The 18,803-nt window shown below is 72.6% G+C and carries 18 protein-coding genes and 1 riboswitch; of the genes, 9 read left to right on the top strand and 9 right to left on the bottom strand.

Going from position 1 to position 18,803, the window contains the following annotated elements; genetic code table 11:
• The first annotated feature begins 3 nt into the window (after positions 1–3).
• The 3 genes from ACGF5T_RS19970 to ACGF5T_RS19980 all read left to right on the top strand — a co-directional run bounded on the left by ACGF5T_RS19970 (position 4) and on the right by ACGF5T_RS19980 (position 2,856).
• Positions 4–651, top strand: a complete 648-nt coding sequence (locus ACGF5T_RS19970; RefSeq protein ID WP_356610678.1) for a response regulator transcription factor — start codon at positions 4–6, stop codon at positions 649–651.
• 58 nt (positions 652–709) lie between these two features.
• Entirely contained in the window at positions 710–1,738 is a 1,029-nt protein-coding gene (locus ACGF5T_RS19975; RefSeq protein ID WP_356610588.1) for a 6-phosphofructokinase, read from the top strand.
• Between the two features lie 122 nt (positions 1,739–1,860).
• Positions 1,861–2,856: a 2-hydroxyacid dehydrogenase gene (locus ACGF5T_RS19980; RefSeq protein WP_356610587.1), complete on the top strand. Its 996-nt coding sequence runs from the start codon at positions 1,861–1,863 to the stop codon at positions 2,854–2,856.
• Here ACGF5T_RS19980 and ACGF5T_RS19985 read toward each other — a convergent pair.
• The 3 genes from ACGF5T_RS19985 to ACGF5T_RS19995 form a co-directional block, all read right to left on the bottom strand.
• Positions 2,808–4,760 carry an anthranilate synthase family protein gene (locus ACGF5T_RS19985; RefSeq protein WP_366767895.1) on the bottom strand — a complete coding sequence of 651 codons (1,953 nt, stop codon included), beginning with the start codon at positions 4,758–4,760 and terminating at the stop codon, positions 2,808–2,810. The genes ACGF5T_RS19980 and ACGF5T_RS19985 overlap by 49 nt on opposite strands.
• Before the next feature lie 105 nt (positions 4,761–4,865).
• Positions 4,866–4,964 carry a trp operon leader peptide gene (locus ACGF5T_RS19990; protein ID WP_361011640.1) on the bottom strand — a complete coding sequence of 33 codons (99 nt, stop codon included), beginning with the start codon at positions 4,962–4,964 and terminating at the stop codon, positions 4,866–4,868.
• A 36-nt stretch (positions 4,965–5,000) separates the two neighbouring features.
• The gene (locus ACGF5T_RS19995; protein ID WP_356610585.1) at positions 5,001–7,820 is read right to left on the bottom strand and encodes an N-acetylmuramoyl-L-alanine amidase; all 2,820 of its coding nucleotides are present in this window, start codon (positions 7,818–7,820) and stop codon (positions 5,001–5,003) included.
• Between the two features lie 163 nt (positions 7,821–7,983).
• Between ACGF5T_RS19995 and ACGF5T_RS20000 the strand changes: the two genes are divergently transcribed.
• Both ACGF5T_RS20000 and ACGF5T_RS20005 read left to right on the top strand, forming a co-directional pair.
• Complete coding sequence (locus tag ACGF5T_RS20000; RefSeq protein WP_356610584.1) at positions 7,984–9,336, top strand: class II 3-deoxy-7-phosphoheptulonate synthase; 1,353 nt, start codon at positions 7,984–7,986, stop codon at positions 9,334–9,336.
• A 166-nt stretch (positions 9,337–9,502) separates the two neighbouring features.
• Positions 9,503–9,736: a bacterioferritin-associated ferredoxin gene (locus ACGF5T_RS20005; protein WP_053129480.1), complete on the top strand. Its 234-nt coding sequence runs from the start codon at positions 9,503–9,505 to the stop codon at positions 9,734–9,736.
• A gap of 25 nt (positions 9,737–9,761) precedes the next feature.
• Here ACGF5T_RS20005 and bfr read toward each other — a convergent pair whose 3' ends face one another.
• Positions 9,762–10,265, bottom strand: coding sequence for a bacterioferritin (bfr, locus tag ACGF5T_RS20010; protein WP_356610583.1), 504 nt, complete (start codon positions 10,263–10,265; stop codon positions 9,762–9,764).
• A 182-nt stretch (positions 10,266–10,447) separates the two neighbouring features.
• Here bfr and ACGF5T_RS20015 point away from each other — a divergent pair, with 182 nt between their 5' ends.
• The gene (locus ACGF5T_RS20015; RefSeq protein WP_356610582.1) at positions 10,448–11,095 is read left to right on the top strand and encodes a sulfite oxidase-like oxidoreductase; all 648 of its coding nucleotides are present in this window, start codon (positions 10,448–10,450) and stop codon (positions 11,093–11,095) included.
• A gap of 24 nt (positions 11,096–11,119) precedes the next feature.
• On the opposite strand, the gene ACGF5T_RS20020 is transcribed toward ACGF5T_RS20015, so the two are convergent.
• From ACGF5T_RS20020 to thiO, 5 genes are all read right to left on the bottom strand, one after another.
• Positions 11,120–12,010, bottom strand: coding sequence for a deoxyribonuclease IV (locus tag ACGF5T_RS20020; protein ID WP_356610581.1), 891 nt, complete (start codon positions 12,008–12,010; stop codon positions 11,120–11,122).
• 47 nt (positions 12,011–12,057) lie between these two features.
• Complete coding sequence (pknB, locus tag ACGF5T_RS20025; protein ID WP_366767896.1) at positions 12,058–14,013, bottom strand: Stk1 family PASTA domain-containing Ser/Thr kinase; 1,956 nt, start codon at positions 14,011–14,013, stop codon at positions 12,058–12,060.
• Positions 14,014–14,128: 115 nt separating this feature from the next.
• The gene (locus ACGF5T_RS20030) at positions 14,129–14,923 is read right to left on the bottom strand and encodes a thiazole synthase (protein ID WP_361011650.1); all 795 of its coding nucleotides are present in this window, start codon (positions 14,921–14,923) and stop codon (positions 14,129–14,131) included.
• 2 nt (positions 14,924–14,925) lie between these two features.
• The gene (thiS, locus tag ACGF5T_RS20035) at positions 14,926–15,126 is read right to left on the bottom strand and encodes a sulfur carrier protein ThiS (RefSeq protein WP_366767897.1); all 201 of its coding nucleotides are present in this window, start codon (positions 15,124–15,126) and stop codon (positions 14,926–14,928) included.
• Complete coding sequence (gene thiO / locus ACGF5T_RS20040) at positions 15,123–16,310, bottom strand: glycine oxidase ThiO (protein WP_361011653.1); 1,188 nt, start codon at positions 16,308–16,310, stop codon at positions 15,123–15,125. Before thiO ends, thiS begins: the two co-directional genes overlap by 4 nt.
• Positions 16,308–16,419: riboswitch (TPP riboswitch) on the bottom strand. Its footprint overlaps the gene before it by 3 nt.
• A gap of 52 nt (positions 16,420–16,471) precedes the next feature.
• On the opposite strand from thiO, the gene ACGF5T_RS20045 reads away from it, so the two are divergent.
• The 3 genes from ACGF5T_RS20045 to ACGF5T_RS20055 all read left to right on the top strand — a co-directional run bounded on the left by ACGF5T_RS20045 (position 16,472) and on the right by ACGF5T_RS20055 (position 18,591).
• Positions 16,472–16,822 carry a hypothetical protein gene (locus ACGF5T_RS20045; protein WP_361011656.1) on the top strand — a complete coding sequence of 117 codons (351 nt, stop codon included), beginning with the start codon at positions 16,472–16,474 and terminating at the stop codon, positions 16,820–16,822.
• A 32-nt stretch (positions 16,823–16,854) separates the two neighbouring features.
• The gene (locus ACGF5T_RS20050) at positions 16,855–18,126 is read left to right on the top strand and encodes an NAD(P)/FAD-dependent oxidoreductase (RefSeq protein WP_392888637.1); all 1,272 of its coding nucleotides are present in this window, start codon (positions 16,855–16,857) and stop codon (positions 18,124–18,126) included.
• A 99-nt stretch (positions 18,127–18,225) separates the two neighbouring features.
• Complete coding sequence (locus tag ACGF5T_RS20055; RefSeq protein ID WP_356610575.1) at positions 18,226–18,591, top strand: Rv2175c family DNA-binding protein; 366 nt, start codon at positions 18,226–18,228, stop codon at positions 18,589–18,591.
• The last annotated feature ends 212 nt before the right edge of the window (positions 18,592–18,803 follow it).

Below are 18,803 nucleotides of genomic sequence, written 5' to 3' on the forward strand. Positions count from 1 at the left end.
GTCATGGTGGTCGACGACCACCCGATGTGGCGGGACGCCGTCGCCCGGGACCTGGCCGAGTCCGGCTTCGACGTGGTCGCCACCGCCGGCGACGGGGACCAGGCGGTGCGCCGGGCCCGGGCCGTCGCCCCCGACGTCCTCGTGCTCGACCTCAACCTGCCCGGGAAGCCCGGTGTCCAGGTCTGCAAGGAGGTCGTCGGCGCCGACCCGACGCTGCGCGTCCTGGTGCTCTCCGCGAGCGGGGAGCACGCCGACGTGCTGGAGGCGGTGAAGTCCGGCGCGACCGGGTACCTGCTGAAGTCGGCCTCGACCGAGGAACTGCAGGACGCGGTGCGCCGCACCGCCCTCGGCGATCCCGTCTTCACCCCGGGACTGGCCGGACTGGTCCTCGGTGAGTACCGCCGCCTCGCCTCCGAACCGGCCCCCGCCGCCGAGACCGGTGAACCCGGAGCGCCCCGGCTCACCGACCGCGAGACCGAGGTGCTGCGCCTGGTCGCCAAGGGCCTGAGCTACAAGCAGATCGCCGAACGCCTCGTCATCTCCCACCGCACCGTGCAGAACCACGTGCAGAACACCCTCGGCAAGCTCCAGCTGCACAACCGGGTGGAACTCGTGCGCTACGCGATCGAACGGGGTCTGGACGACGCGTGACCCCGCGCGGGACAGTGGCAGGGTCCTGAACCTCCCGCCGTGGCAAGGGAGTTACGCGATGAAGGTCGGAGTACTGACCGGAGGCGGCGACTGCCCCGGGCTCAACGCCGTCGTCCGGGCCATCGTCCGCAAGGGCGTCCAGGAGTACGGCTACGACTTCACCGGCTTCCGGGACGGCTGGCGCGGCCCCCTGGAGGGCGACACCGTCCGCCTCGACATCCCGGCCGTCCGCGGCATCCTGCCCCGCGGCGGCACCATCCTCGGCTCCTCGCGCACCAATCCGCTCCAGCACGAGCACGGCATCCGGCGCATCAAGGAGAACCTCGCGAAGCTCGGTGTCGAGGCGCTGATCACCATCGGCGGCGAGGACACCCTCGGCGTCGCCACCCGCCTGGCGGAAGAGTACGGCGTGCCCTGCGTCGGCGTCCCGAAGACGATCGACAACGACCTGTCCGCCACCGACTACACCTTCGGCTTCGACACGGCGGTCGGCATCGCCACCGAGGCCATCGACCGGCTGCACACCACCGCCGAGTCGCACATGCGCGTCCTGGTGGTCGAGGTCATGGGCCGGCACGCCGGCTGGATCGCGCTGCACTCCGGCCTGGCCGGCGGCGCCAACGTCATCCTCATCCCCGAGCAGCGCTTCGACACCGAGCAGGTCTGCGACTGGGTGACCTCCCGCTTCCGCGCCTCCTACGCCCCGATCGTGGTCGTCGCCGAGGGGGCGATGCCGCGCGACGGCGACATGGTGCTCAAGGACCAGTCGCTGGACTCCTACGGCCACGTCCGGCTGTCCGGCGTGGGCGAGTGGCTGGCGAAGGAGATCGAGAAACGCACCGGCAAGGAGGCCCGCACCACCGTCCTCGGCCACGTCCAGCGCGGAGGCACCCCCAGCGCGTTCGACCGCTGGCTCGCCACCCGCTTCGGCCTGCACGCCGTCGACTGCGTCCGGGACGGGGACTTCGGCAAGATGGTCGCCCTGCGCGGCACGGACATCGTCCGCGTCCCGATCGCCGAGGCCACGGCCCGGCTGAAGACCGTGGACCCGAAGCTGTACGCGGAGGTCGGGGTCTTCTTCGGCTGACCGGCTGACCGGCTGACCGGCTGACCGGCTGACCGGCTGACCGGCTGACCGGCGTGACCGGAGGGCGGGCGGCGGGCCCGGACCGTATATTCGGCCGGGAGCCCAGCAGAACGGGAGCGGTCGTGGAAATCCTCGCCTTCGGTGTCCAGGCCGACGAGCAGCCCCTGATCGAGCAGGCCTTCCGCGGCCGCGAGGACGTCCGCTGCCTCGACGTCTTCCTCAACGAGGACACCGCCCCCATCGCGGCCGGCCACGAGATCGTCTCCACGTCCGTCAACGCCGACCTCGGCGCGGACGTCCTGGAGATCCTCGCGGCCGGCGGCACCCGGATGGTGGCCCAGCGCTCCACCGGCTTCAACAACATCGACCTCGACACCGCCGGGCGCCTCGGCATGACCATCGCCCGGGTCTCGTACTACTCCCCGTACTCGGTGGCCGAGTTCGCCTGGACCCTCGCCATGGCCGTCAACCGCAGGATCGTGCGGGCCTCCACCCGCACCCGCGACTTCGACTTCCGGCTGAACGGCCTGATGGGCCGGGACATGCACGGCCGCACCGCCGGAGTCCTCGGCACCGGCAAGATCGGCGAGGCCTTCGCCCGTATCGCCCACGGCTTCGGCATGCGGCTGCTCGGCTGGGACGTGGCCGAGAACCCCGCCTGCACGGCGCTCGGCATGCGCTACGTCGCCAAGGACGAGCTGCTCGCCGAGTCCGACCTGGTCACCCTGCACGTCCCGCTGATGCCCCAGACCCGGCACCTGATCGACGCGGCCGCCCTGAAGACGATGCGCGACGACGCGATCCTGCTCAACTCCAGCCGCGGCGGCCTCGTCGACACCGCCGCCCTGGTGACCGAGCTGCGCGCGGGCCGCTTCACCGGCGTCGGCCTGGACGTGTACGAGGCGGAGGCGGGCCTGTTCTTCCTCGACAAGTCCCTGGAGGCCATCGCCGACGACACCCTGGCCCGCCTCGTCACCTTCCCGAACGTGCTGGTCACCTCGCACCAGGCGTACTACACCGAGGACGCCGTCGGCCAGATCGTCGACGCCACGGTGAGGAACGTGCTCGACTACCGGGCCGGCCGCCGCAGCGAGAACGTGCTGGTGCCGCGCAGCTGACCGACCAGCTCCCGCACGATCGCCGCGCCGTCCAGTGTCAGCACCGACTCCGGGTGGAACTGGACCCCGGCGAAGCCCGGCCCGCGCAGGGCGTGCACCTCGCCGCCCGCCCCACGGCTCACCTCCACGCCGTGCGCGGCCAGCTCCGCGGCACTCCCGTCGTCGCAGCGCGCGGTGAAGCTGTTGTAGAAGCCGACGGTCTCGGGCCGTCCGAACAGGTCGATCTCCGTCTGCGCCCCCTGGTACGGCACCTCCTTGCGGACGATGTCCAGTCCCAGCTCCGCGGCGATCAGCTCGTGCCCGAGGCAGACGCCGAGGACGCCGTGCCGGTTCTCCCGGAGCGCGTCGGCGGTCAGTGCGCGCAGGAAGCGCATCCTCGGTTCGGCGGGGTCGGACGGATCACCGGGGCCGGGCCCCAGCACCACCGGGCCCTCGTGCCCGAGCACCGCCTCGCGCAGGCCCTCCTCGTCGTACCGCCGCACGCTCACCGCGAGCCCCGACGAGCGCAGCACGTGCGCCAGCATCGCCGTGAAGGTGTCCTCCGCGTCGACGACCAGGGCGTGCCCCTCCAGCGCGCCCGACGGCTCCTGCATCCGCAGCCAGAACGGGGCGAGGGAGGCGCGTCGCCCGTCCAGCGCCGCCCGGACGCGCGGGTCGTCGGCCAGCTTCGGCCGCTCGGCCTCCGCACGCGGCCGGGCAGGGCCCACGCCCAGCGCGGCCAGCACCCCGGCCGCCTTGGCGTGGGTCTCCGCGACCTCGCCCGCCGGGTCCGAGCCCCGCACCAGCGTCGCGCCGACCGGCACCCGCAGCCGTCCGGCGGCGTCGATGTCGGCGGTGCGGATGAGGATGGGGGAGTCGAGCGTCTGGGCGCCGCCGGAGTCCCGGCCCAGCAGGGCCAGCGCCCCCGCGTAGTAGCCGCGCGCCACACCGTCCCGCCCGAGGGGCTCGTACCGCTCGATGACCCGGCAGGCGTTCTGCACCGGCGAGCCGGTGACCGTCGCCGCGAACATGGTCTCCTTCAGCACCTCCCGCACGTCCAGCGAGGAACGGCCGCGCAGCTCGTACTCGGTGTGCGCGAGGTGCGCCATCTCCTTGAGCCGCGGGCCGACGACGACGCCGCCCATGTCGCCGACGGTGCACATCATCTTGAGCTCCTCGTCGACCACCATCGACAGCTCCTCGATCTCCTTGCCGTCGGCGAGGAAGTCCAGCAGGTGCTCGGGGGTGGGCCCGCCGGAGGGGTAGCGGTAGGTCCCGCTGATCGGGTTCATGACGACCGTGCCCGCCCGTCTCCCCCCGCCACCCTCGACCGTGGGCGCTGCGCGCCCGCCCCTTCCACCGGACATCCGCACGTGCACCTCGGGGCTGGCCCCGACCAGCGTCCGGTCCCCGGTGTGCACCACGAACGTCCAGTACGCGCCCCGCTCGCCCTCCAGCAGCCGCCGGAACAGCGCCAGCGCGTCCGCCCGCCCGAACCCCGGGACGCGGCCCTCGTACGTCCGGCGGATCACGAAGTTGGCGCCCTGGCCCGCCCCGATCTCCTCGTCCAGCACCCTCCCCACGATCCGCGCGTACTCCTCGTCGCCGACGTCGAAGCCGCCGTTCTCGACGCGGACCTCGTGCGCCGGAAGCCGGTCCAGGGCCTCGGCGAGGGGAATGCCGTACCGCTCCTCGGGAGTCAGCACCAGCAGCGGTGTGCCGTCGTCGCGGACGTCGAAGCCGCGCTCGCGGATCTGCCGGAAGGGAACGAGCGCCAGCCCCTCGTCGGGCAGATCGGCGAGTCTGTCGTGCTCCGTCACCGGGCCGAGCAGCACCTCCACGGTGTCCTGGTCGAGGCCCGGGGTGCGCCGGCGGAGCAGGGCGAAGGGGCGGGAGTCGGTCAGCAGGGCGTCGAGCGGTGTCATGGGTCCGTTTCCTTCTCGGTCTGGGAGAGAGGAACGGTCCCCGGTCGCGGAAACGCCGAAGGCCGCCCCTCGGGCGGCCTTCGCGAAGTCTTACGTCACGCGCAGTCAGCGGGCCGCCGGATGAGCGGTCCACCACCAGTTCTGGATCGAGTGCGCGAACATGCCGCAGACCCTACTCCATCCCCGCGCGGCGCCGCGGCACATCCCCGTATCCGGGGCGCCGCGGCGCCGGTGCCGACGTCAGACGATCATGTTGTACGTGTTCCAGCCGCCGCCGACCCGGGCGCGGGCCTTGAACGGCGCGGAGGCGCTGCCGGTGCCCTGGTAGAACCAGAGCACGCCGTCCTTGCCCCGAGCGATCAGGTCGGGCGTCCCGTCGCGGTCAAGGTCGCTGGGGCCGCTCAGCACGTCGTAGGCGGACCAGCCGCCGCCGACCCTGCTCATGGCCTCGAAGGGCTTCGCGGCGGCGCCGGTGCCCTGGTAGAGCCAGAGCACCCCGCTCTTGTCCCGGGCGATCAGGTCGGCCCTGCCGTCACCGGTGAGGTCGCCGGTGTCGGCCAGCGCGTTGAAGGCGGACCAGCCGCCGCCGATCCGGGACCGGCTCCCGAAGGGCTTGGCGGTGTCGCCCGTGCCCTGGTAGAGCCAGAGGACCCCGCTCTTGTCGCGGGCGATCAGGTCGGCCCTGCCGTCCCCGTCGAGGTCCCGGGCGCCGGTGAGGGTGTCGTAGACCGACCAGCCGCCGCCGACCCGGGCGCGGGACCCGAAGGGCTTCGCCGGGCTGCCGGTGCCCTTGTAGTACCAGAGCACCCCGCTCTTGTCGCGGGCCACCATGTCGCCGGTGCCGTCCGCGCGCAGCGCCGTCAGGGTCGTCACCGCGTTGTAGTCGTTCCAGCCGCCGCCGACGCGGAAGCGGCCGAAGAACGGGGTGGCGGCGTCTCCGGTGCCCTGGTACTGCCACAGCACGCCCGAGGCGTCCCGCCCGAGGATGTTGTAGCGGTCGGTGCCCGCGTCGGGCGCGGTGCCCTTGACCAGCTGGACGTCGGCCGTGCGCACGTAGCCGATGCGGTGGTTGAAACGGATCGGGTAGTACGTCGTGTCGCCCACGACCACGACACGCGAGCCGGTGCCCGAGCCGTCGATGGTGCCGCTGTTGTAGTACGAGCCCTTCACGGCGCCGCCGGCCAGGGCGTACTTCTGCCCGCTCAGGACGCCGTACTTGCTCAGGGACTCGTTGTTCTTGGTCTGCACCGGCACGCCCGTGCCCGCGTACGCGCTGTCCTCGGGGTAGGCGCGGCCGTACACCGGGACGGAGCTCGACCCGGCCTTGGCCGTGACCACGTCCGGGGTGCCGGCGGCGGTGGCGAACTGGCCGCCCCGGTTGTAGAACCAGGCCTTCTTGCCGCCGTACCAGATAGCCGTCCAGTCCTGCCGCGCCTCGGCGACCACGAACTCACCACCGGCCAGGACCTTGTTGCCCCAGTTCCAGCCCTCGCTCCAGGTCTGGCTGCCCAGGTACGGGTCGGTGAGCGTGGCCGAGGAGGTGGACGGCGAGGAGTACAGGTAGGTGAAGTTCGCCGGCTGCCCGGGGACGGAGGCTCCGTTGTTGGTGATCTTCGGCTGGTTCGCCGTGGTGAACGGCGGCACCACGCGGACCACCTGACCGGCCTTGTACGGGCCGCCCGGCCCCTCGGCGCCGGTGGGGGCGCCCAGCAGGCCCATGTAGTGGTTCCAGTCCCAGAACGGGCCCGGGTCCCAGTGCTGGGTCTTCACGTTCGCGTCCAGGACGCCCGGCACCTCGTCGTGGCCGATGATGTGCTCGCGGTCCAGCGGGATGCCGTACTTTCCGGCCAGGTACTTCACCAGCGCCGCCGAGGACTCGTACTGCGGCTCGGTGTACCAGCTGCCGTCCTTGATGGCGTACCCCTCGTGCTCGATGCCGATCGAGTGCATGTTGAGGGTCTTGTTGGCCGCGTGCCAGGCCTCGTTCTTGTTCTCGACGAGCTGGGTGACCAGACCGTCGGACGCCCGGATCAGGTAGTGGGCGCTGGCGTACGACAGGGAGTTCTGGAAAACGCCCAGGGCGCTGCTGTAACTGCCCTCGGTGTCGTGGATCACGATCGAGGTGATCTCGTTGCCCGCCACCGGGCGGTTCGCCACGTTGTAGTTGCCCCAGTCGTCGATGCCGCCGTTCTGCTTGTAGGCGGCGGGACGGAAGTCGCAGCTGAGGCCCGAGGGGCAGTCGGGGGCCGGAGCGGCGGTGGCGGCGGCCAGGTCCAGGTCCGCGGTGCGGTCCGGCCGCACGGCCGGGTCGGCCGGCAGGGTGAGGGACTGGCCGTCGGCGGTGACGCGCCGCTCACCGGTCCTGATCGACTCGTACACGCGTTGCGCGAACTGCCGCGCGCCCTTGGCGTCCGTCGACTGGCCGGCCCGGGCGACCGCCGGATACCAGGCGCCGGGGTCCTCGGGCAGCGTGCCGGTGGCGTCCCGCTGGTACTCGGCGAGCAGTGCGGCGCCCGCCCGGATGCTCTCCCCGGGGTCGCTGCGCACCTGCTCGGGCGAGGCGTCGATGAGCCCGGCCGCCTCGTCCAGGGTGTGCAGCCGCGGGTCGTCGGTGTCGACGGCCTTCTCGTCGAGGCTCGCCAGCGCCTCCTCGGCGTCGAAGTTCTTCTCGACGGCCGGGTCGCCGCTGCGGTTCATGTGCTCGAGCCGGTGCTCGCGCTCGTCGGCGGCGCCCGCCTCGAGGCTCTCCGGGTCGACGTCGGTGAGCCCCATGACGTTGTAGGCGCCGGTGGTGCTCGGCAGCCCGTCGTGGTCCTCCCAGCGCGTCTGCCGGTACGAGACGGCCATCAGCACGCTCTGCGGCACGTCGAACTCCTCGGCGGCCTGGGCGAACCGGGCCTGGAGCGGGAGGTCCGCGGTGGCGCCGGTGCCGTCCGAGCCGAGGAGGCCCGGCGCGGCCAGGGCCAGGGTGCCGGCCGTGGTGGCGGCGGCCACGAGCGAGGCGACACCGTAGACGAGCAGTCTCTTCTTCTTGCGGTCTCTGCGATGATCCGCGCTCAAGTCCCACCCCTGGTATGCGCTCGGTCTGTATGCGAGATGTCCGTGATTCAAATTTCAAAGGCGCGTGAGGTTACCAACCGCTGTCCCGCGGTCCGCGCGGGGGTGGCGTCTCACCTGTCGAGCCGTGCGAAAACCGCTGGACGGGACCCCGTAGGGTTGAGGGGTGACCGTGAACGCTAAGACCAGCCCGAGCGCTGGCAACACCTGGCGAGACCTGCCCGCGGCGCAGCAGCCCGAGTACCCCGACACCGAGGCTCTGCGCGCAGTGATCGCGGACCTCGAGTCGTATCCGCCGCTCGTCTTCGCGGGCGAGTGCGACCAGCTGCGCGCCCGGTTGGCGGCCGTCGCCAAGGGAGAGGCGTTCCTCCTCCAGGGCGGCGACTGCGCCGAGGCCTTCGACGCGGTGTCCGCGGACCACATCCGCAACAAGCTGAAGACGCTGCTCCAGATGGGCGCCGTCCTGACGTACGCCGCGTCCGTGCCCGTGGTGAAGGTCGGCCGGATCGCCGGCCAGTACTCGAAGCCGCGCTCCAAGCCGACCGAGACCCGCGACGGCGTGACGCTGCCGACCTACCGGGGCGACTCCGTCAACGGCTTCGACTTCACCGAGGCGGCCCGGATCCCGGACCCCGAGCGGCTCAAGCGCATGTACCACGCGTCGGCGTCCACGCTGAACCTGGTGCGCGCCTTCACCACCGGTGGGTACGCCGACCTGCGCCAGGTGCACGCCTGGAACCAGGACTTCGTGAAGTCCTCCCCCTCCGGCCAGCGCTACGAGCAGCTCGCCCGGGAGATCGACAACGCGCTGAACTTCATGCGGGCCTGCGGCACCGACCCGGAGGAGTTCAAGACCGTCGAGTTCTTCTCCTCGCACGAGGCGCTGCTGCTCGACTACGAGTCGGCGCTGACGCGGATCGACTCGCGCACCGGGCAGCTGTACGACGTCTCCGCGCACATGGTGTGGATCGGCGAGCGCACCCGGCAGCTGGACCACGCGCACATCGAGTTCGCCTCGCGCATCCGCAACCCGATCGGCATCAAGCTCGGCCCCTCCACCACGGCCGAGGAGGCGCTGCAGTACATCGAGCGCCTCGACCCCGAGCGCGAGCCGGGCCGGCTGACCTTCATCGTCCGCATGGGCGCGGACAAGATCCGCGACAAGCTCCCCGAGCTGGTCGAGAAGGTCACCGCCTCCGGCGCGACCGTCGCCTGGATCACCGACCCGATGCACGGCAACACCTACGAGGCGGCCTCGGGTCACAAGACCCGCCGCTTCGACGACGTGCTCGACGAGGTCAAGGGCTTCTTCGAGGTGCACAAGAGCCTGGGCACCCACCCGGGCGGCATCCACGTGGAGCTGACCGGCGACGACGTCACCGAGTGCGTGGGCGGCGGCGACGAAATCTTCGTCGACGACCTGCACCAGCGCTACGAGACCGCCTGCGACCCGCGCCTGAACCGCAGCCAGTCGCTCGACCTGGCGTTCCTGGTGGCGGAGATGTACCGGGACCAGTGACGGTGCGCCCCTCGCAGGGGCGGGTGAATGGGGCGCGGGTCACACACGATCCGCGCCCCCTCCACTTTTGTCGATCTTGCGTGATGGGTAAGGTTAGGTTTGCCTCACCGATCAGCGGGCCTTCCGGTCTTCGGCGGTACGGCACGACCTTGTACCCGCTCGGGAGGTGAACCGCGTGTTCGTCTGCAGCTGCTTCGGAGTCACCGAGGAACAGGTGAAGGGCCACGCGGAAGCCGGCGCCTGCACGCCCCGGCAGATCGCCTCCGCCTGCAAGGCGGGCACCGACTGCGGCGGCTGCGTGCGCCGCATCCAGGCACTCCTCGGCCGTGGCGCCTGCCCCCGCCGGGAGCTGGCCGACCAGGGCGGACCGGTCCTCGCGGAGCTTCCCGAAGCCGCCTAGGACGTGCCCCGGGAGCCCTCGGCCCTCAGAGCGAGCCCGGCCCCGACGGGTCCGGCTGCGTCTGCTCGATGACCGTCGACAGGTAGAGCGACTCGCCCAGCTTCTCGATCAGGTCCAGCTGGGTCTCCAGGTAGTCGATGTGGTGCTCCTCGTCGGCGAGGATGGCCTCGAAGACGTTGGCCGACGTGATGTCGTTCTTGGCCCGCATCACCTCGACGCCCCGGCGCAGCCGGTCGATGGCCTCGATCTCGATCTCCCGGTCGGCCTGGAACATCTCGGTGACCGTCTGGCCGACCCGCACGTGGAACAGCCGCTGGTAGTTCGGCAGGCCGTCCAGGAGCAGGATGCGGTCGGTGAGCACCTCGGCGTGACGCATCTCGTCGAAGGACTCCGCGCGCGTGTACTTCGCGAGCTTGGTCCAGCCCTTGTGGTCCTGCAGCTTCGCGTGCAGGAAGTACTGGTTGATCGCCGTGAGCTCGGCGGTCAGCTGCTCATTGAGGAACTCGATGACCTCGGGGTCGCCCTGCATCGCTTGACGCTCCTTCGAACGGGAACCGGCCTGTTGCGCCGCATGATTGCACCGCCCGGGAAGATCGTCCAGTAAGTCTCGACTTAGTAAGTAAGTACAGGCTTAGTCCATATCGCGTTACTTTGCCCGAATGTAAGAGGGGTGGGTCAGGGGCATCGGTCCGGGTCTGTCAGGATGGAGGCATGGGTCAGCCGGTGGGAAACGAATCGGGAGAAGGCGGTTCGCAAGGAGCGCAGCGGTTCGAGCTCCCGCCGGGACAGCGGCTCCAGCGTGGCTGGCCGGTCACCCACTACGGTCCGGTGCCCAAGTTCCGCCCCGAACGCTGGGAGTTCCGGGTCTTCGGCGCCACCGCCGACGGCGACAAGCGCGGCTGGACCCACGAGGAGTTCACCGCCCTGCCGTACACCACGGTCGTCGCCGACCTGCACTGCGTCACGAAGTTCAGCATGCTCGGCGCCGAGTGGGGCGGTGTCCCGGCCGCCACCATCCTGGACCTCGCCCCGCCCGCGCCCGCCGTCACCCACGTCATGGTGTGGGCGGAGTACGGGTTCAGCTCCAACCTCCGGCTGTCCGACTTCGCCGCCGAGGGCACCCTCTTCGCCACCCACAAGGACGGCGAGCTGCTCACCGCCGAGCACGGCTTCCCGCTGCGGCTGGTCGTCCCGCATCTGTACGCCTGGAAGGGCCCGAAGTGGGTCCGGGGCATCGAGTACATGACCGCCGACCGCCGCGGTTTCTGGGAGGAGCGGGGCTACCACAACATCGGCGACCCGTGGCGGGAGCAGCGCTACTCCTACCAGGAGGAACCCGGGGACGGCCCCGACCTCTGACCGCTGGGCGGCCTCCCGCGGCGGTCAGCCGTCGCGCAGCTTCTTCAGCCGCTCCACGTCCGCCGCGTGGCCCTCCTTGCCGCCCGGCGTCTCGATGACCAGCGGCACCCCCTCGGTCGCGGGGTGGGTCATCAGCGCCCGGAACGGGTCCTCGCCTATGTGGCCGGCGCCGATGTTCTCGTGCCGGTCCTTGTGGGCGCCGGCCACGTCCTTGGAGTCGTTGGCGTGGATCAGCCTCAGCCGGCCCTCGCCGACCGTGTCCACCAGCAGGTCCAGGGTCTGGTGCATGCCCGCCGGGCCGGTCAGGTCGTGCCCGGCCGCGAAGACGTGACAGGTGTCCAGGCACACGCCGAGCCTCGGGTGGGCGTCCAGCGCCTCGAAGTAGGGCCCGAAGTCCCAGGTCCGTGAGCACAGGGAGGCGCCCTGGCCGGCGGTCGACTCCAGCAGCAGGTACGGGTCGTCGTCGTGGGTCAGCTCGTCGAGCAGCGGCAGCAGGTACTCCCGCACCTGCTTCAGCGCCACCGACCGGTCCCGGCCGCCCGTCGCGCTGCCGGTGTGCACGACCACGCCGAGCGCGCCGATCGCCCGCCCGCGCCGCAGCGAGTGGCGCAGCGAGTCCACGGACCGCTCCACCGTCGCCTCGGTGTGCGAACCGAAGTTGATCAGGTACGGCGCGTGCACGTACGCGGGGATCGACTCCGCCGCACAGGTCTCCCGGAACGCCTCGTCCTGCTTCGGGTTGCCCGCCGGCGTGGCCCAGCCGCGCGGATTGGCGACGAAGACCTGCACGGCCTCGGCCTTCAGCTCACGGGCGTAGGACAGGCCCACGGAGTGCAGGCCCCCGGCCACGGGGACGTGACCGCCGACGGGGTTGCGGACGGGCGCGGGGGAGAGGGCGGACTGTTGACTGTTCACCCGTTCAGGGTGTCACGCCTGGCCGCCGCTCCGGACCGCGAGAGCCGTCACCTGATGGTGATCCTGATGGTGGAGCCCTTGGGGGCCGTGTCCCCGCCGTCCACGGACTGGTCCTTCACGGTGTCGCCGAACAGCCCGAGCAGACCCCGGTCCTCGTCCACCTCGAAGCCGGCCTCCCCGAGCTTCCGCTTGGCGTCGTCGACGCTGTCCCCGACCACGTCCGGCACCTCGATCATCTCGGGTCCCTTGGACACCGTGAGCGTCACCGTGTCGCCCTCGGCCGCCCGGCTGCCCGGGTCCGGCGTCTGCCGGGCGACCTGGCCCCGGTCGTACTCGGAGTGCACCTGCGCGGAGGCGACCTTCACCTTCAGACCGGCCTCGGTCAGCTCCGCCTTCGCGTCGGCCAGGTCGTCACCGGTGACGTCCGGGAGGTCGATGGGGCTGCCCTTGCTGACGACCAGGGCGACCGCCGAGCCGGCCCGCACGGTGGTGCCGGTGGCCGGCTCGGTGGAGACCACGAAGCCCTTGGGGGTGTCCTCGCTGAACTCCCGGGTCACCATGCCCGGCTCCAGTCCCTCGTCCTTCAGCAGGGTCCGCGCGCGGTCCAGCCGGTAGCCCGCGATGTCCGGCAGCTTCACGGTGTCGGGGCCGTCGGAGATCGTGAACGACACCGAGTCGTTCTTGCGGATGCGGGCGCCCGCGCCGGGGTCCGTGCTGATGACCTTCCCGCGCTCCACCGTGTCGCTGTAGGCGTGCCGGACCTTGCCGACGTCCAGGCCGGAGTCCTCCAGCCGGTCCCGGGCCTCGGCCTCGCTCTTGGACAGCAGCGCCGGCACCTTGGTGAACTGGCCGGAGTTGATGTACCAGACGCCCGTGCCGACCCCGAGGACCAGCAGGACGGCGACGACGATCGCGAGCGGGCCGCGCCGCAGCTCCGGGCGCCGGCGCCGGGGCGGCGGCGATGGGGGAGCGGTCAGCCGGCTGGTGCGGTCGATGCCGTCCGCGGGGAACGCGTGGGCCCGGTCGCCGCCCCCGTCCTCGTCGACGGGCAGCGGGCGCACCGGGGAGGTCAGGGCGCGCGGGATCACGCTCGTGCGGTCCTCGGCGTTGTCGTGCTCGCCGCCGATCGCCTGCGGCGGCACCGCGTCCAGCTGCTCAGCGCTCAGCGCCGCGCGTGCGACGCGCGCCTGCGCGAGCAGGGTCACGGCGTCGTGCGGACGGATCTCGGGGTTGCGGGCGGTGGCCGTCGCGACCAGCTCGTCCAGCTCGTACGCCATCTCCGGGACGGCGGCCGACGGCGGCGGGACGTCCTCGTGGAGGTGCTTGTAGAGGATCTGGGCCGGGGAGTCGCCCTCGTGGGGCTTGCCGCCGGTCAGCATCTCGTACAGGACGACACCGCAGGCGTACACGTCGACCCTCGGGTCGGCGGTGCCGTGCTCGATCTGCTCCGGCGCGAGGTAGGACACGGTGCCGAGGACGGACCCGGTGGTGTGCGTCACCGTGTCCACGGCCCGGACCAGCCCGAAGTCGGCGACCTTGACCCGGCCGTCGTCCCCTATCAGCACGTTCTCCGGCTTCATGTCGCGGTGCACGAACCCGGCCCGGTGCGCGGCGCCGAGCGCGGCCAGCACCGGCTCCAGGATGTCCAGCGCGGCCCGCGGCCGGAGCGCCCCGCGCTCGCGCAGCACGTCGCGCAGGGTGCAGCCGGCGATGTACTCCATCGCCAGGTAGACGTACGCCCCCTCGGCACCCTGGTCGAAGACCTGCACCACGTTGGGGTGGTCGAGCCGGGCGACGGACTTCGCCTCCCGGATGAAGCGCTCCACGAAGGTGGCGTCGGTCGCGAGCGTCGGGTGCATCACCTTCAGCGCGAGCACGCGGTCCAGGCGGGTGTCCACGGCCCGGTAGACCGTGGCCATCCCGCCGACCGCGATCCGCGCCTCGACGCGGTACCGGCCGTCGAGCAGCTGCCCGACGAGGGGGTCCTGAAGGGTCGTGTCCACGCAGGTGAGTGTACGAGCCACCACGGACACCCCGTGTCGCCGTCGGCGATCGGGAGCGGTACTGCAGCGCACCTGTGACGTACCCCACCGGAGCGGCGGACCCGCGTGCCGGTGCTCAGAAAGCGGGCCGCTCCGGGTCCAGCGCCGCCATGCCCTCCGTGGGGGAGGACGCCTCGGCGAAACGCCGCCGGGGGATCCGTCCCGCCCGCCGGGCCAACCGCCCCGCCTCGACCGCGGCCCGCATGGCGCCGGCCATCAGCACCGGCTCCTGCGCCCGCGTGACCGCCGACGCGAGCATCACCCCCGCGCACCCCAGTTCCATCGCGAGCGCCACGTCGGACGCCGTACCGGCCCCCGCGTCCAGGATCACCGGCACGCGCGCGTGCTCCACGATCAGCTCGAAGTTGTGCGGGTTGCGGATACCGAGCCCGGACCCGATCGGCGAGCCCAACGGCATGATCGCCGCACAGCCGACGTCCTCCAGCTTCCGCGCCAGGACCGGGTCGTCGTTCGTGTACGGCAGCACCGTGAACCCGTCGTCGACCAGCGTCTCCGCCGCGTCCAGCAGCTCGATCGGGTCCGGCAGCAGGGTGCGCTCGTCGGCGATGACCTCCAGTTTGACCAGGTCCGTGCCGAGCGCCTCGCGCGCCAGCCGGGCGGTGAGGACGGCCTCCCCGGCGGTGAAGCAGCCGGCCGTGTTCGGCAGCACCCGGATGCCGAGCCGCTCCAGCACGGACAGCACGGATCCGTGCACCGAGGCGTCCACCCGCCGCATCGCGACGGTCGTCAGCTCCGTGCCGGAGGCCAGGAGAGCCCGCTCCAGCACATCGAGGCTGGGCGCCCCGCCCGTGCCCATGATCAGGCGGGACGCGTACGCCGTACCGCCGAGGACGAAGGGATCGTCGGCCATGGTCAGCCTCCTTGGACAGCGGTGAGGACCTCGACGCGGTCGCCGTCGGCCAGGGCGGTGGCGGACCACCGCGCGCGCGGGACGACGGTCTCGTTCAGGGCGGCGGCGATTCCGGACGGCGCCGCGGTGAGCGTGCCCACCAGGGCGTCCAGGGCCGTGCCGGGAGCCACCTCGCGCGGCTCGCCGTTGACGGAGATGTTCATGCGGGCTGCTCCGAGAGTGCGGGAGCGGCGCTGAAACGCCGCGGGGTGAAGGGCCGGGCCTCGGGCGGCAGCTCCCCGGTGGTCAGGACGTGCGCCATGGCGTCACCGGTCACGGGGGTGAGCAGGACGCCGTTGCGGTAGTGCCCGGTGGCCAGCAGCAGCCCCTCCAGGCCGGTCGGGCCCAGCAGCGGGGCGTTGTCCGGGGACCCCGGGCGCAGGCCTGCGCGGGTCTCCGTCAGGGGCAGCTCGGTGATGCCGGGGACCAGCTCGTGGGCGTCGCGCAGCAGCTCGTAGACGCCGCCCGCGGTCACCGTCGTGTCCCAGCCCAGCTCCTCGCTGGTGGCGCCGACGACCAGCTCGCCGCTCTCCCGGGGCACCAGGTAGAGCGGGTTGCCGCGCACCACGGCGCGGACCGTCCGGTTCAGCAGGGGCCCGTGCGCCGCCGGCATCGCCAGCCGCAGCACCTGCCCCTTCACGGGCCGCACCGGCGGCAGCACGTCGTCCGGGACCCCGGCGAGCCGCCCGCTCAGGCTGCCCCCGGCCAGCACCACCTGCCCGGCCTCCAGCACCGTCCCGTCGGCCGTGACCACCCCCGTGGCCCGCTCCCCGCGCCCGATGGCGAGCCGCTCGGCCCACACCCGGTGGAACACCACGCCCGCGCCCTCGCAGGCGGCCAGGAGCGCGGCGGCCAGCCGCCGGGGGTCGATCTGGTGGTCGCCGTCCACCCGGAGCCCGCCGCGCACGCCCGGCGCGAGCATCGGTTCCAGGCGGCGGCACTCGCGCCCCGACAGCCACTCGGCCTCCAGCCCCGAGCGCTGCTGGAGCGCGTGCAGTTCCCGCAGGTGGGCGCGGTCGTCGGCGTCCAGCGCGACGGCGAGGGTGCCGCAGCGGCGGTAGCCGAGGTCGTGGCCCGTGCGGTCGGCGAGCTCGGCGGCGAACTCGGGGTAGCGGCGGGCCGAGGCGAGGTTCAGGGCGAGCAGGGTCTGCTCGCCGTAGTGAAGTTCCGTGACGGCGGCCAGCATCCCGGCCGCCACCTGGGCGGCCCCGCCGCCCGGCTCCGGGTCGACGAGGGCCGTGGCCAGCCCGCGCTGCGCGGCCCGCCAGGCCGTGACCAGGCCGATGATCCCGCCGCCGACGACCAGGACGTCGGATGCACGGGACGACGTGTGTGACGGAGACGACATGGGCGTCCAGCCCCTCCCTTCGCCGGCATGACCCGGATCAGGTTCGTACGGTCGGAGGCCGCCAGCCTCCCTCTCAGCCCGGTGCGTCCGGGCTCCCGCGAGTGCCTTACGTTGGCCACCCTAGCCCGCGGCCCAGCACACGTGTAAGGGAGCCCGTGCCCATGGCGCGTTCACTCGACGGTCTCGTCCTCGCCCCGGTCGCCGACCAGGCGCCCGGCCAGGTGGGCACCCGCACCCGGTTCGGCTACCACGAGCGGGACGGCGCCGTGTGGGCCGAGTACGCGGGCGGCGACGTGGTCCTCGGTCGCCTGGTGGGCACCCGGGAGGGCGACCGGCTCGACTTCCGGTACGTGCAGCTCGGGACCGACGGCGGCACGTCCTCGGGCCACTGCGTCTCGACCGTCGTCGAGCTGCCCGACGGCCGGGTGCGCCTGGAGGAGACCTGGGAGTGGGAGTCGCGGCCGGGCAGCGGGACGAGCGTTGTGGAGCAGGTCACTCCGCACGAGCACTGACTGACAGAACGTCAGGTGTCTAAGGTGATCAGGTGAGCGAGCAGACGCAGGAGCAGACCCGGGAACGGGCGGCGGACACGGAGCGCCGTGTGGTCGTCGTGGGCGCGGGCATGGCGGGCGTGCAGACCGCCGTCGCCCTGCGGGAGCAGGGTTTCACCGGCACCGTGACCCTGATCGGAGCCGAGCCGCACCAGCCGTACGACCGGCCCCCGCTGTCCAAGGCCGTCCTGCTCGGCACCGCCGAGGGCTCCGCCTTCGACGTCGACTTCGAGGCACTCGACATCACCCTGCGGCTCGGCTGCGAGGCCCTGGGCGTCCGTCCCGGCGCCCACCTCCTGGACACCTCCGCCGGACCCGTGCCCTACGACGCCCTGGTCCTCGCGACCGGAGCCGAACCGGTCCGGCTCCCCGGCGCCGAGGGCGTGCCCGGCGTGCACCTGCTGCGCACCCTGGACGACGCCGAACGGCTGCGCCCGGTGCTGGCCCGGCAGCACGACATCGTGGTCGTCGGCGCCGGCTGGATCGGCGCCGAGTTCGCCACCGCCGCGCGGGAGGCGGGCTGCGCGGTGACCGTCGTGGAGGCCGCCGACCGGCCCCTCGCCGGCGCGCTGCCCGCCGAGGTCGCCGCGCCGATGGCCGCCTGGTACGCCGAAGCCGGCGCCGTGCTGCGCACGCACGCGCGCGTGGAGCGCGTCGAGCCCGCCGCGGACGGGGGGACGGGGCACGTGGTCCTCGACGACGGCTCCCGGCTGCCCGCCGGCGCGGTCGTCGTCGGCATCGGCGCCCGGCCCGCCACCGCGTGGCTCGCCGGCTCGGGGATCGACCTCGGCGAACACGGCGACGTGCCGGCCGACGACCGCCTGCGCACCTCCGCACCGGACGTCTACGCGGTCGGCGACTGCGCGTCCTTCCCCTCCGCCCGCTACGGGGAGCGGCTGCTGGTGCACCACTGGGACAACGCCCTCCAGGGCCCGCGCACGGTCGCCGCCGCCATCGTCGGCGCCCCCGCCGACGAGGCCCCCGAGGCCTACGACCCCGTGCCGTACTTCTGGTCCGAGCAGTTCGGCCGCTTCGTCCAGTACGCCGGCCACCACACGGCCGCCGACGCCACCCTCTGGCGCGGTGACCCCGCGGGGCCCGCCTGGTCGGTCTGCTGGCTGCGCGAGGACCGCCTGGTCGCCCTGCTGGCGGTCGGCCGTCCCCGGGACCTGGCGCAGGGCAGACGCCTGATCCAGGCGGGCACGAGGATGGACCCGCGGCTGCTGACCGACCCGGCGAGACCGCTCAAGGCGGCGACGGCCTAGCCCTTCCGTATCTTTCCGAGGCCTTCCGCCCCCGGCCCGGATGCCGTGACGGACGGGTCCGGTTTCCCACTGTCAGTGCCGGATGGCAGGCTTGTGGGCGTGACCGAGATTGACGCAAAGACCGACGCGCTCGTGCCTGCCTGGCTCACCGTCCCCGACATCGCCGAGATGCTCGGCGTCGAGGTGACCCGCGTACGCCAGCTGATCAGGGAAGGCCAGCTCATCGCCGTCCGCCGCGGCGAGAACCGCGCGCTGCACGTCCCGGCGGCCTTCATCGACGAGGACAAGGTGGTCAAGGGCCTGGTCGGGACCCTGACGCTGCTGCGGGACGACGGCTTCACGGCCGAGGAGATGCTGGAGTGGCTCTTCACGCCGGACCCGTCCCTGCCCGGCACCCCCGCCCAGGCGCTGAGCGAGAACCGCGGCACGGAGGTGAAGCGCCGCGCCCAGGCGCTCGCCGTCTGACCTGACCCGTCCTCGCGCCCGGCACCCGGGTGCGGTACGGTCCGGCCCGCTGCCCCGACCGGGGGCGGCGGCGCCGCCTTCCGCGTGCCTGCGGCCCTCGCCGGTGCCCGACCCTCGGTGCCGGGCTGTACCGGCCCCGGGCCGCCGGCCGTGTCCGCCCGAGGGGCCGGACGGGGTGACGAGACACCCGCACCGTGGGGCCGCCGAGGCCC

This window comes from Streptomyces sp. NPDC047853 (assembly GCF_043204535.1).
Lineage (GTDB): Bacteria > Actinomycetota > Actinomycetes > Streptomycetales > Streptomycetaceae > Streptomyces.

Bases quoted from the DNA above. Each gene is read 5' to 3' on its own strand.
- ACGF5T_RS19970 (WP_356610678.1), top strand. From the start codon at position 4: ATGGTGGTCGACGACCACCCGATGTGGCGGGACGCCGTCGCCCGGGAC.
- ACGF5T_RS19975 (WP_356610588.1), top strand. From the start codon at position 710: ATGAAGGTCGGAGTACTGACCGGAGGCGGCGACTGCCCCGGGCTCAAC.
- ACGF5T_RS19985 (WP_366767895.1), bottom strand. From the start codon at position 4,760: ATGACACCGCTCGACGCCCTGCTGACCGACTCCCGCCCCTTCGCCCTG.
- ACGF5T_RS19990 (WP_361011640.1), bottom strand. From the start codon at position 4,964: ATGTGCCGCGGCGCCGCGCGGGGATGGAGTAGGGTCTGCGGCATGTTC.
- bfr (WP_356610583.1), bottom strand. From the start codon at position 10,265: ATGCAGGGCGACCCCGAGGTCATCGAGTTCCTCAATGAGCAGCTGACC.
- ACGF5T_RS20015 (WP_356610582.1), top strand. From the start codon at position 10,448: ATGGGTCAGCCGGTGGGAAACGAATCGGGAGAAGGCGGTTCGCAAGGA.
- ACGF5T_RS20030 (WP_361011650.1), bottom strand. From the start codon at position 14,923: ATGGCCGACGATCCCTTCGTCCTCGGCGGTACGGCGTACGCGTCCCGC.
- thiS (WP_366767897.1), bottom strand. From the start codon at position 15,126: ATGAACATCTCCGTCAACGGCGAGCCGCGCGAGGTGGCTCCCGGCACG.
- thiO (WP_361011653.1), bottom strand. From the start codon at position 16,310: ATGTCGTCTCCGTCACACACGTCGTCCCGTGCATCCGACGTCCTGGTC.
- ACGF5T_RS20045 (WP_361011656.1), top strand. From the start codon at position 16,472: ATGGCGCGTTCACTCGACGGTCTCGTCCTCGCCCCGGTCGCCGACCAG.